The organism is Staphylococcus pettenkoferi (assembly GCF_002902685.1).
Lineage (GTDB): Bacteria > Bacillota > Bacilli > Staphylococcales > Staphylococcaceae > Staphylococcus > Staphylococcus pettenkoferi.
On record NZ_PPRN01000043.1, the window covers coordinates 1 to 12537 of the forward strand.

General features: G+C 37.2%; 12 protein-coding genes. 7 read left to right on the forward strand and 5 right to left on the reverse strand.

The window, feature by feature from the left end:
* Together CD126_RS08175 and CD126_RS08180 are read right to left on the reverse strand one after the other, a co-directional pair.
* Window positions 1-570 (reverse strand): accessory gene regulator AgrB (locus CD126_RS08175; RefSeq protein ID WP_103370298.1); only part of this gene is annotated, 570 nt, incomplete at its 3' end.
* A 760-nt stretch (window positions 571-1330) separates the two neighbouring features.
* Window positions 1331-2116 carry a carbon-nitrogen family hydrolase gene (locus tag CD126_RS08180; RefSeq protein ID WP_049405856.1) on the reverse strand — a complete coding sequence of 262 codons (786 nt, stop codon included), beginning with the start codon at window positions 2114-2116 and terminating at the stop codon, window positions 1331-1333.
* 224 nt (window positions 2117-2340) lie between these two features.
* On the opposite strand from CD126_RS08180, the gene CD126_RS08185 reads away from it, so the two are divergent.
* Complete coding sequence (locus tag CD126_RS08185) at window positions 2341-4719, forward strand: SdrH family protein (protein ID WP_142381358.1); 2379 nt, start codon at window positions 2341-2343, stop codon at window positions 4717-4719.
* 55 nt (window positions 4720-4774) lie between these two features.
* Here CD126_RS08185 and mroQ read toward each other — a convergent pair whose 3' ends face one another.
* A complete protein-coding gene (gene mroQ, locus CD126_RS08190) occupies window positions 4775-5515 on the reverse strand; it encodes an intramembrane glutamic endopeptidase MroQ (RefSeq protein WP_049405854.1) in 741 nt (246 codons plus the stop codon).
* A 170-nt stretch (window positions 5516-5685) separates the two neighbouring features.
* Between mroQ and groES the strand changes: the two genes are divergently transcribed.
* The 3 genes from groES (at window position 5686) to CD126_RS08205 (ending at window position 8440) form a co-directional block, all read left to right on the forward strand.
* The gene (gene groES / locus CD126_RS08195; RefSeq protein ID WP_049405852.1) at window positions 5686-5970 is read left to right on the forward strand and encodes a co-chaperone GroES; all 285 of its coding nucleotides are present in this window, start codon (window positions 5686-5688) and stop codon (window positions 5968-5970) included.
* Window positions 5971-5997: 27 nt separating this feature from the next.
* Window positions 5998-7623: a chaperonin GroEL gene (groL, locus tag CD126_RS08200; protein WP_049405850.1), complete on the forward strand. Its 1626-nt coding sequence runs from the start codon at window positions 5998-6000 to the stop codon at window positions 7621-7623.
* A 445-nt stretch (window positions 7624-8068) separates the two neighbouring features.
* Complete coding sequence (locus CD126_RS08205) at window positions 8069-8440, forward strand: DUF1433 domain-containing protein (protein WP_049406475.1); 372 nt, start codon at window positions 8069-8071, stop codon at window positions 8438-8440.
* An 87-nt stretch (window positions 8441-8527) separates the two neighbouring features.
* Here the strand turns inward: CD126_RS08205 and CD126_RS08210 are convergent, their stop codons facing one another.
* Window positions 8528-9085 carry a hypothetical protein gene (locus tag CD126_RS08210; protein WP_103370300.1) on the reverse strand — a complete coding sequence of 186 codons (558 nt, stop codon included), beginning with the start codon at window positions 9083-9085 and terminating at the stop codon, window positions 8528-8530.
* A gap of 373 nt (window positions 9086-9458) precedes the next feature.
* Between CD126_RS08210 and CD126_RS12320 the strand changes: the two genes are divergently transcribed.
* From CD126_RS12320 to CD126_RS08220, 3 genes are all read left to right on the forward strand, one after another.
* Entirely contained in the window at window positions 9459-9632 is a 174-nt protein-coding gene (locus CD126_RS12320) for a Fic/DOC family N-terminal domain-containing protein (RefSeq protein ID WP_232620137.1), read from the forward strand.
* Window positions 9633-9635: 3 nt separating this feature from the next.
* Window positions 9636-10436, forward strand: coding sequence for a Fic family protein (locus CD126_RS08215; RefSeq protein WP_232620124.1), 801 nt, complete (start codon window positions 9636-9638; stop codon window positions 10434-10436).
* 102 nt (window positions 10437-10538) lie between these two features.
* Complete coding sequence (locus tag CD126_RS08220) at window positions 10539-11003, forward strand: DinB family protein (RefSeq protein WP_103370301.1); 465 nt, start codon at window positions 10539-10541, stop codon at window positions 11001-11003.
* Window positions 11004-11072: 69 nt separating this feature from the next.
* On the opposite strand, the gene CD126_RS08225 is transcribed toward CD126_RS08220, so the two are convergent.
* Window positions 11073-12359, reverse strand: coding sequence for an aminotransferase class I/II-fold pyridoxal phosphate-dependent enzyme (locus CD126_RS08225; RefSeq protein WP_049406468.1), 1287 nt, complete (start codon window positions 12357-12359; stop codon window positions 11073-11075).
* Window positions 12360-12537 lie beyond the last annotated feature (178 nt).

Consider the following 12537-nt stretch of genomic DNA (forward strand, 5'->3'; position numbering starts at 1 on the left):
CTTATATTCCTCCTTAGGTACAAATATAGGTAATTGTGAAATACCTATTAGAATTTCGCTATATAACAATAAATCTGAATAAGGCTTCTTTATAAAAATCGATAAAATAAGAATTAAAGTAGCGAGAATCATTGTTTTGATTTTTTTACCTTTACGATATTTAAATGGTAGAGGTTGTTTTTTTGTTATCCTAGGTGCATAAATTAGTAAAATAATTAAATTCAAAATAGCTAGACCTATTAGAATTCGACTATCAGGTCTAAAACTAACTATTAAATAAGGCACTAATATAAATGATACTATATTTTGAATATGACACAGTATTGCAGATTTTGCATGTGCGCCATGGGCAAACAACTTTAAAATAAAGTAGGTAATATGAACAGTGAGTGTATAGAAGAAAATGTTGCAAAGGAGCGAAATACCATAGGTTACAATACCTTTTGAGATATTATTATATGCAACTTGTATGCCTAACTTAACTTTCAAATAAGTAATATAATCTAAGTTATTTCGATTTCTGAGATAGCTAGCAAATTTTTCTATACCATTATCTATAAACTTTGCCATAGCGTTTCTCTCCTTACTCTAATTATACGAATTAAAGTAAGAACTGTGCATTTACATGCTTAACTGTTCATATTTAATTCCTAACTGTTATTAAAATATTTTCCTTATTGATTTTAACATAAAATAGAATACAGTTTAGAATAAAAAATTACGAGTTAGGGATTATGTGCCCACAAGGGTTGGCACCGTGTTTTAATAAAGATGTATCACAAAGAGATGATACAGAGTTACTTGAATTTCTAAGTGTAGACAGCGCTACTGATACAAACTAGGAATCAATACTCGAATCGTTCGGTTGTAACTGACTCTTCGTATAGTTTGAAATGAGAACGATATCATTTCTTTGAATATTTAACAAGGAGGTACAGGTTTATGACACAAGATATCGTAGAAACAGTAACTAAATTTGTTAAATTAATCGCAGAAACAGTTAAGAAATTCACTAAGTAAGCATTGATAATCCCTATTAAGACTGTAATATTGCTCAGTCGCAAGTCAAGTGTCATTACATTTGCTTAAGCAACAGCAAACAAGTATTAACATGTAAGCTATCGTAACATCATTCAATTTATCATTATAATAATCGGTAAATTCACTAAATTTTTTCATAATTAATAACATCCCCAAAAAATAGATAAAGAAAAAATAACTGTAAAACATTCCCTTAATAATCAAGCCGTGAGTCCCTCCCAAGCTCACGGCTTTCCCTATGTCTGAAGATGTTTAATCTGTGTAGTGTCGTTACCGATTACTATGATTTCTACTTATAAAGTTCCTTTCTTAAGTTCTCAAACACGGGTATAGTTTTCCGTTGTTGAGCCACTTCTTCCATATTTAAATCTAACTCAATTTGTCCTTCTTCGTGTTCTAATTCTGCTAATATTTCACCATTTGGATTAACGACAATTGAATGGCCTGCATATTCTGTTGATCCATCATTGCCACAACCATTGCTTCCTATGACGAACATATCATTCTCAATCGCCCTCGCTTGGAGTAGGGCACGCCAATGTGCTTTACGTGCTTCTGGCCACTGTGCGACATAGAAAGCAACTTGTGCACCTTTACGTGCTGGATAGCGTAATAGTTCAGGAAATCTCAAGTCATAGCAAATAATCTGAGTTGCTGACACATTGTCAGTTAGTTGAAATGCCTCAGGTACTTTGTCTCCAGCTTCTAGATAGTCAGGCTCTTGTAACATCGGCACAAGATGCACTTTATCGTAGTTATTGATGATTTCTCCTGATTGATTAACAGTAAATGCAGTATTGTAAACTTTATCATTTTTAATATTTGAGACAGATCCAGCTACAATTGCGACATTATACTCTTGTGCGAGTTGAGCAATAAATTGCAGACTACGTACTAAGTTGTGATCTGCTAGGTCATTGAGTTTTTCTAACGCATAACCATTGTTCCACATCTCTGGTAGTACAACGCATTCTGTGTTTGCTGTGACGTGTTTATCAAAGAGCTGTTTGATTTTACTTTCATTTTGTTGTGCATTTGCGGGTTCGATTCTAAATTGTAATACAAGCACTTTCACTTTTATCAGTCCTTTTATAAAAGTAATTATACATAATATACTAGAAAATGATAGCGTTTTCAAAATATAATAAATTCGACTTTGTTGAAACCATTGTGTTACAAAGATTTTACGATAAAATTAATTTTTTAAATTCATATTCAAAAAGTACTATTAACATAATAAAATATGTTAAGTTACAGATAAGAGCAACGTGAAAAATGGTAGAAAGAGAGGTGAGCGAGATGAAAAAATGGCCGCATAAATTGATTGCGACAGGTGCAATACTCACGTTAAGTACGTCGTTAGTAAGTAAGCAGGCGCATGCTGAAGGTGTGGCGGATCATCAAGTGGAAAATGCGCAAAATAATGCAAATGTGGTGAATCAATCATTATTTAAAGCAGCAGGTCAAAATGATTTAACTGAAGAGGGACAGGTTAGCGATAGACCAGCGACAAATGGAGCGGCTTACCATGATGGAGAAGTAATTGCCAATGAAAACGAGCAACTCGGATTTGAAAGCGAGCAGGCTGAAGGTTCGGCAACAACAGGAAATAATGAAAACCAAGATAATCATAATCAGCAATCTGCTACAAACTCGAAGGAAGAACAATCAAGTGATGAAAATCAAAACCAGCAAGGCGAAGATAATTCAGAAGAAATTTCTGCTGATAATCAAGAAAATGGTTCAGTTGATAATGAAAATGAGAGTCACAATGGCGAAGTAAATCAAGATCCAACTGATGATGAATCATCTAATGATGGTAGTCAAGACGAGGGCCAGCAAAATAACTCTGGTGACAGTAATCAGCAAGAGGATAATCATTCTAATAATGGTGCCGGCAAAGAGCAAGATGATTCTCAAGGTAGTGACAATCAAGATGGTTCTGATGACAATCAGAAAGGTTCTGACGAGGAGCAAAACGGCGACGATAACCAAGGCTCAGATCATCAAAACGGCAATGACGACCAAAACGATTCAGATCAGCAACAGGGCGGCAATCAGAATGATGGCAAACAAGACCCTGACCACAATTCACAAGGCGACGACCAAAAAGATGACAACCCTGATCCTGACAAAGATCAGAAAGACGACGACCAGCATAACAACTCAGGTAAAGATCAAAATGGCGATGATAATAATGATGACAATCATCAAGACAATCCTGGTCAAGGTGGCGACGATGATAACGGTGACAACCACCAAGACAATTCTGGACAACACCAAGGCGATGACGATGATCAAAAAGGCGATGATAACCAGAAGAACCATGATCAACCCGGAGATGGTAAACATGATGGCTCTTCTGATGATGATCCACAAGACCCGTCTGGTGGTCAACATTCTGGCGATGACCCTTCTCGTCCTGGAGAAGATCTGGGTCAAGGTAGTCAAGATCAGCCAGGTCAAGGTGGACATAGTGGCGGTCAAGACAAGCCAGGACAAGGAGATCAACCGGGGCAAGGCGGTCAAGGCAAGCCGAGTGACAAGCCAGGTCATGACAAAGATGATCGACCAAGTGACAAGCCAGGACAAGGAGATCATCAAGGTGGACAAACCGATCCAGATCAACCTTCTGATCCTTCACAACAAGGTGGTCACTCAGGAGGACAAGATCCTCAACCTAGCCAACCTTCTCAGGGCGATAAGCCGTCAGGTTCAGGTTCGCAAGGATCACAACAACATCCTAATCAACCATCTGGACAGCAAGGTGGGCAAAGTGGCCATGATGGACAACAGAAACCATCTTCACAACCTGGTGGACAGACAGGACAAGCGCATCAATCTGGACAAGGAACGACTAACCATCCACAAGGTGTGCCTCCTGCGCAACAACATCACAATGAACCAACGCGCGTAAATCATCAGCTGTCACATCAACAACGCCCAGATTATCAAGGCATGGTTCCACCTGCACATCATAATTCAAATCAGCAGTGGAGTTCTAATCAGAATGATTCAAATCGTAACCACTTCAATGGCGCAAACTTCACGTCATCAGCTAACCGTCCAACATCTCAGAACACACAACAGGATTCTAATCAACAACGCAGTCATTGGTACGATCGCTTTACAGGCCAACGTAATCAAGATTCGCAAGATAGCTCTATTCTTCAACGTTTTAAGTCTATGGCGACAGGTTCGTTAAAATACAACCCATTCGTTGTGGATCAAGTAAAAGAGTTGCACCATAACGATAATAAAGTGAGTAATAATGAAATTAATAATATCCTTAAAAAACAAAACTTCTCTGATAATCATTATTTAAACTCATTACAGAAAGAAACGCGATATTTTAAATTCCAATATTTTAACCCGCTCAAAGCATCACACTATTATAAAAACTTAGACCAACAAGTGCTTGCACTGATCACAGGGGACATTGGTTCAATGCCAGATTTAAAGAAGCCGCACGAAGGTGATGGTAAGAGTAAAAGTCAGTACGAATACCAGCAGAATAAAGACGACAAGATGACTGATACAAGCAAGGATCAAGATGCAGCGAATGAAGCGGTGAAATATAAACGCACGACAATCTCACTCATTACAGCGATGGTCGTCATCTTCCTCGGTACGATTATTGCTTACATTTATCGCTTGAGAAAACCTGAAGATTCATAAATAAAGAAACCATCTCTTCCATAAAGTTGAAGCGGAAGAGATGGTTTCTCGTTTTTTAAAAAATGAAATGTAAAATAAATAATGTTTGTTCTTGTAATGATTTGATTTTATCTGGACCAATCACAATTTGCATCAATACGACCGTACCATTCATCATCATATGAATCAGAATACTGACCCAAATGCGTTTCGTGTAAACATAGAAGCCAGCGAGAATAAATCCGAGTACGAAATAGGTTAAAAAGTGTGACGGATCGCTATGCGCAAATGAGAAGATTGTAGAACTTACGACTGCCGCAAGGATAAACGCTAATTTGTTGTAGCCGCGAATCATGTTGTAAATCTCGCCGAATAACACTTTACGGAAGACGAATTCTTCAAGCATTGGGCCTACGATAGAAATCAAGATGATAAACATTGGGAACTGACGCGCGATTTTCATCAAGTTCTCCGTGTTCTCACTCGACTGTGGTGCACCGAGAAGAATGTTGATAATGTTCGTGAGCATTTGCGCGATCATTACAGCCACATAACCTGCGACTGCCCATAGAATCACGTAACGTTTTTCTTCTCTAGGCGGGCGTTCAAGCCGTAATGGATTGCGAATGAAATTATGTAAGAAGATAATGATGATGGCAGCGATGATAAAGAGGATGACTTGCGTATACATATTAGCCGTCAAGAGTTCTTTATCTGACATGCCGTTATAGAAACCGAGCCCTTGTAAGATCAATGGCCCGAACTGTGCGAGTAAGTAAATAACAATCGTTAAGATTGAGACTGAGACACGTGACATAATGTACCTCCAATTTTTGTTTATAATTCATTTTATCGTAAAAGTGATTCAGGTACAAAATACGTGAGTGTTAAACTTGAAATGTTGACCAACTTTGATTAATATAAAAGTATGTTAGCACTCGAAAGGTGATAGTGCTAAACTTTTCCTGACGATGAGGAGGTAACAACATGTTAAAACCTATTGGCAATCGTGTTGTAATCAAAAAAATTGAACAAGAACAAACTACGAAAAGTGGTATTGTCTTAACAGATAGTGCGAAAGAGAAATCAAACGAAGGTGAAGTCGTAGCAGTCGGCTCAGGCCAATTACTCGATAACGGCTCACGCGTTGAACCAGAAGTTAAAGAAGGAGACAAAGTCGTCTTCCAAGAATATGCCGGTACAGAAGTGAAACAAGGCGACGATAAATATTTAATCTTAAGTGAAACAGATATATTAGCAGTAATTCAATAATTGAAGTAGAACTGGAGGGATCCAATAATGGCTAAAGACTTGAAATACTCAGAAGACGCACGCCAAGCAATGTTGAGCGGTGTCGATAAACTTGCGAATGCGGTGAAAGTAACGATCGGTCCTAAAGGCCGCAATGTCGTGTTAGATAAATCGTATACATCTCCACTCATCACGAACGATGGTGTGACAATCGCTAAAGAAATCGAACTTGAAGATCCATATGAGAATATGGGTGCGAAACTCGTTCAAGAAGTTGCGAATAAGACGAACGAAATCGCTGGGGACGGTACAACTACCGCTACAGTTCTCGCTCAAGCAATGATTCAAGAAGGGCTTAAGAACGTGACTAGCGGTGCGAACCCAGTCGGTATTCGTCAAGGTATCGATAAAGCAGTAGAAGTGGCAACACAAGCATTGCACGATATCTCTCAAAAAGTTGAAAATAAAAACGAAATTGCGCAAGTTGGCTCAATTTCTGCAGCTGACGAGGAGATTGGTAAATACATTTCAGAAGCGATGGATAAAGTAGGTAACGACGGCGTTATTACGATAGAAGAGTCTAACGGCTTTAACACTGAACTCGAAGTTGTTGAAGGTATGCAATTCGACCGTGGTTATCAATCTCCATATATGGTCACAGATTCAGATAAAATGGTGGCAGATCTAGAACGCCCTTACATTTTAATCACTGATAAGAAAATCTCATCATTCCAAGATATCTTACCGTTACTCGAACAAGTCGTACAATCTAATCGTCCAGTGTTAATCGTGGCTGACGAAGTTGAAGGCGACGCACTAACTAACATCGTGCTCAACCGTATGCGCGGAACGTTCACTGCAGTAGCCGTTAAAGCACCAGGTTTCGGCGATCGTCGTAAAGCAATGTTAGAGGACTTAGCGATCCTCACAGGTGCGCAAGTTATCACTGATGACCTCGGCTTAGACTTGAAAGATGCTACGATGGATATGTTAGGTACAGCAAATAAAGCAGAAATCACGAAAGACCACACTACAATCGTTGATGGCGACGGTAAAGAAGAAGATATCGACGCGCGTGTAAGCCAAATCAAAGCGCGTATGGAAGAAACTGAATCTGAGTTCGATATTGAGAAACTTCAAGAACGTCTTGCGAAATTAGCAGGCGGTGTTGCAGTCATCAAGGTCGGTGCTGCAAGTGAAACTGAGCTTAAAGAACGTAAACTTCGTATCGAAGACGCGTTAAACTCAACACGTGCCGCAGTTGAAGAAGGTATCGTTGCAGGTGGCGGAACAGCTTACATGAATATCTATGATAAAATTGCGGACATCGAAGCAGAAGGTGACGTGGCTACAGGTGTAAACCTCGTCTTGAAAGCGTTAGAAGCGCCTGTACGTCAAATTGCTGAAAATGCTGGTTTAGAAGGTTCAATTATCGTTGAACGCTTGAAAAATGCAGATGTCGGTGTAGGATTTAACGCTGCAGAAGACGAATGGGTAAATATGATCGATGCAGGTATTGTGGACCCTACAAAAGTGACACGTTCTGCATTACAACACGCAGCCAGTGTCGCAGCGATGTTCTTAACTACAGAAGCAGTTGTTGCTGAAATTCCTGATAAAGATGACAACGAAGGTCAAGCAGGAATGGGCGGCGGCATGCCAGGTATGATGTAAGAGTAGTGTAGGATGCTGGTGCGTCGGTGATTTGATGTGTGTGTCGAGCGCCGATTGAGTATAAATTGATTATATAAATTTGGGGGAGACGCTTTCCATAAGTTGATTGGACTTGTGGGAGGTGTCTCTTTTTGTGGTTGGGGGTAGGTAGGTTGGAACGCGGAATGCATATAGTATAAGGCGGAATTGTGAAATACCGAGGCTCAGGGTTAAGTACAAGTGTAAGTTGAGAGACATTTTAACTCATAGAGATATCGTGTGATTCCGAATAAAAGATTAAATATGTTAGTAGAGAGCGAATTAAAATTTGAGTTTCGATTAACAAGAGTAAAGCTAAAGAGGATGAAGTAAGTATTTGTGGAATTAGATAGATTTCGGTAAAGTGTATTGGAATATGTTATGTTTATTATAATATTTATAAATTTATCTTTGAGGTTTGAGCGTAGTGAAGAGAAAGACTTATTTATATATTGGAATTATAGCTCTAATTCTAATAGTTGCAGGGTCTTATTTAATATATAAGCATAACGAAAAAAAGAAATTTTATAGTGAGCAAAAAGATAGAATCACTACTTACATGAAACATAATGTTAAAGATTATAAGAGCATAACGTTCACTAATTTTAAAAGAAACCCCATGGATGGTTATGACATAACTGGTTATATAAATAACGATAAAAAACTTAAGTTCACAGCTGGTGTAAGGTCTACAGAAAATTATCAATTTGATAGTGATTTAATATATACTGATGAACTCGATAATTTATTCATTAAAAATCATAAAACTCTTACTCGAATTGAAAAAGAAAAGAAGTAGAAGTCTAGAATTGTTACAAAATCTATTTAATAAAACCTCCCGAGGAGTATATAGATAATAGATACGATTATCGGGAGGTTGTTTATATCAATTACTATACATATTTTGATAGTATTTTATTGCTTCTAGCTTTTGCTCAGCATCTTCTCCTTGATATTGCCCACGTTCTATCTCATACATTATTTGTTTTTCTCCTGAAGAGATACCATCACCAGTATTTTTTCTCCATTCTTGATCTGGCATATTCATATATGGATTGTTAGGGTCATAACCTGTGGCTTGTGATTGTTGCTGTTGGCTTGTTTGAGTCTGAGCTGGTTGTCGCTCAGATTTTTCGCTATTAGTTGTATCATTATTCTCATTTTGCGTTTGAGCTAAAGAACCTTCATTGTTTTCGTCACTTTTTGAGCTTGAAATATTAGTATCGTTATCTTGATTATCAGTAGTATTGTCTTTATCTTGTTGATTATTTTTTTGATCTTCTGATTTATTATTAGAATCTTCTCTAGAGTTTTTTTGTTCTTTTTTCTTATTATCATTTTTATGATAGTTATGTTGTTTAGTTGCATGCTCATCCTGATGGTTGTTCCCACATGCAACTAATATAATAGCTGATGCAGCTACTACAGTTAAAATCTTCTTCATATGAAACGTTCTCCTTGTATAATATATTTTTTAAACAGCAATAAGTTTGTTCTTTAGTTATTATACTACAAAATAAGTATAGTAACTATATGAATGTTATATTAATTTAAGTGAGAAATATTGTATCTATTTACTTATATGAATATATTAAAGAAATTAAGAAATGAAAGTGTCCGTTTCTTTCTTTATATGCTATTATAAGTATATTAACAAAGGAAGTGAGATATTGTGACACTTAAAGGTATATCGAAGTTACCTCTATTTATTAACGATAAAGCTGCATTAAAAATTTATAAGAAATTAGCAAGTTATTAATACAAAAATTGGCAAATTAAACAGTGAACTAGCTCATACTGTAATTAATGACAACTTCATCAACATCATGAGTATGCACGAATCATTAGAATCTACCAAGATTGAAGGTACGCAAGTTACTTTTGATGAAGTATTAGAAGAAAAAATGGATAAAAGACCAAGTAATGAAGTTAAGGAAGTTTTAAATTATATGGAAGCACTGCAGTATGGTTATGATCAAATTAAAAATTAGAATATGCCTTTAACTTCTAAATTGATTAAAACTCTCCATTCTATTTTACTAAAAGAAACTCGAGGTAAAGATAAACATCCTGGAAACTTTAGAAAGATACAAAATTTCATTGGACCTGACAATAAAATAGAGCATGCCACTTATATACCAATTGAAGCCCAGCTTATTGATGATTATATGACAAATTTAGAGTACTTTATGAATGGCGAAGCACATAGAAGTCTATCGACAAATGATAATCAAACTTATTTAAATTATGATGCTGATCCTTTAATTCGTAATGCCATTACCCATGCACAATTCGAATCAATCCATCCTTTTTTAGATGGTAATGGTAGATTAGGTCGTATTTTAATCATATTAATGCTTGTTAACGCAGGTGTAATTGATAAACCTGTATTTTTTGTAAGTAAGGAACTTGAACGTGAGAAGACACGTTATTATGATTTACTTAATGGCGTAAGAAGTAAAGAAAGTGACTGGGAAGGATGGATAAATTTCTTTCTACAAGCCACTGAGCGAATGGTAACTGAAATTCTTGATAAACTTTCTAAAGCCGAAGCATTATATACTCATGGTATAAAAATGCTAAATACGGAGTCTGAACGTATGATATGGTATTTAACCTTCCAAGAGCCTAAACTAACTGTTAAAAGAGCAAGCTTAGTTACAGAGTTTTCTCAACCTACTGTACGTAGAGTACTAAAGAAATTAGCGTCTTTAGATTTAGTTTATGAAGAAAAGAGTAAAAAACGTAATAAAAGCTATAATACCTATGAGCTATTAAGAATTATTGAGGGATAATGTAACTACTAAGATCACTCTATCGTGTACTACGAATACACTTATAACTCTTAGGGTATTTCCATAATAACGAGAATTTGTGAGAGGAGTGTATCGTCATTTATGGCTAAGGATACATTAAATGATGCTATAGAGTTAGGAATCAACCACTTACTCGAAGGTTATAATAATTGGGAAGTGGCTTCAGTGCTAGATAAAGAAAGTGAGTATTTTCCAAACACGCTACATTGGCAGTACGGTCACTTGCTCACAGTATTTGAACTTGCACTTTCAATGGTTGAACAGAACGAGGTCGAAGTAGGTCGTTACAACCAGCTCTTTGGTTATGGAACGCGACCTTCTGACTGGGGAGACGCAGAAGCTCCCGAAATCGATGACATTCTCGAGCATATCAAGACGTTACCTGAGCGAGTAGAAAATTTAACTTCTACTCAGCTTGAAACTGAGCTAGAGGAACCGATGATTGGATGCGAAACGTTAGGAGAGTTAATCGCCTTGAATGCCATTCACGTTCCACTTCACAATGGTAAAATTGAAGAAATGACACGTGTGTTAAAACAAATTTAAGACGTATCAATCCCAACATATACAAAAAAGGAGGGGCACCCCGAAGTGCTCCTCCTTTTTGAAATTTCATTATTGTAATTCGCTAATCGCTTTGGCAATTGATTCGAAGACATGAGGAATATCATCTTTTTCAATACAGCTAAAGGCGATACGAATATCAGTGTCATTTAAGGCAATGATACCGATAGAATAGTTGTCGATGAGGTGTGTTCGTAACGCTTCAGGTTTCACGCCTTTAACTTTAAGCGCCATGAAATAGCCAGAGTTAAAGTCATATGGTTGCCAGTAATCACTGAATTTCTCATCATACACAAGTTCCTTCGTCACTTCATAACGTGCTTTCAACGTCTCAAAGTTATGTTCTAACTCTTTATCAAGTTGATCGCGGTTCTCAAGCACATGTTTAACGATACTTTGTGAAGGTATAGGTCCACTTGAGATGTTACTGCGAATTAAACCTTTCACTTTTGCTTCAATGACTTCTTGCGCTTTAGAATCTTTAATACCGAATGTGATGAAACCAACACGTAAGCCCCATGCAAATAATTCTTTCGTAGCGCCATCTAAACGGATAGGTAATACATTGTCAGAATCAAGTTGCGTTAAAGCTGAGAATAATGAATATGGATACACATCTTCGTAGAACAAGCCGAAGTAGGCGTCATCGACTACCGCAATGATGTGAGTACCACGATCCGCTACACGCTTGATTGCTTGAACAATTTCATTTACTTCATCTTTAGAAGGTGTGTAACCTGTTGGGTTGTTCGGATAGTTTAAGACTAAGAAGATCTTCTCTTGATTACTTTGGTCTAGCGTTTCAACTAAAGCTTGTGTAGTGTAATGACCTTCATTATCAAAGATAGGGTACGTGTCAATTTGTGCACTGTGACGTGTACCGAATACGAGTTTATAGTTACCCCAGTTGTGACTTGGTAATAAGATCGTATCATTAGTATCCACGAATAAATCACCAACTAATGATAAACCGTGAGTTAATGCGTTCGTCACGATAGGTCTTGAGAAGTCATCTTTACTGAGTTCAGGGTTGTCTCGAAGCATCTTGTCTGTCCAAAGGTCGCGCAAGTCTTCAATACCTTGAGGTGGTGCGTATGGGAACACCTCGTCAGGTTCGAGTTCAGAGAAGACGTTGTATAAACTGTCAGCATACATTTTTCTATCTCTATAAGTAGCCATTCCGATAGTGGCATTGTATTCTGTAGATTTCGCTTCAGCTGATTGAGATAAAATGCCTTTCGGATAATACATCAATTTACCCAAGTCAGAAAGCATATCAGCAATTTGTGGTTGAGACTTAGTTAGTTGTTCATTTAAATCTAATGCTAAAGGGTTCATAGTTGTTCAACCTCTCTTCATCTAATTCATATTTCATCTTTAAGTTTATCTTGAAATGAGCTAAAGATAAAGTGATGTAGCGTGTTTGTCACTTTTAAAGAACAAATTATAATAAAATCGAACACGTGTTCGCTAATTTGTGTTAGAATAACGTTAGGCCGTCCTAGTCCTACATGGA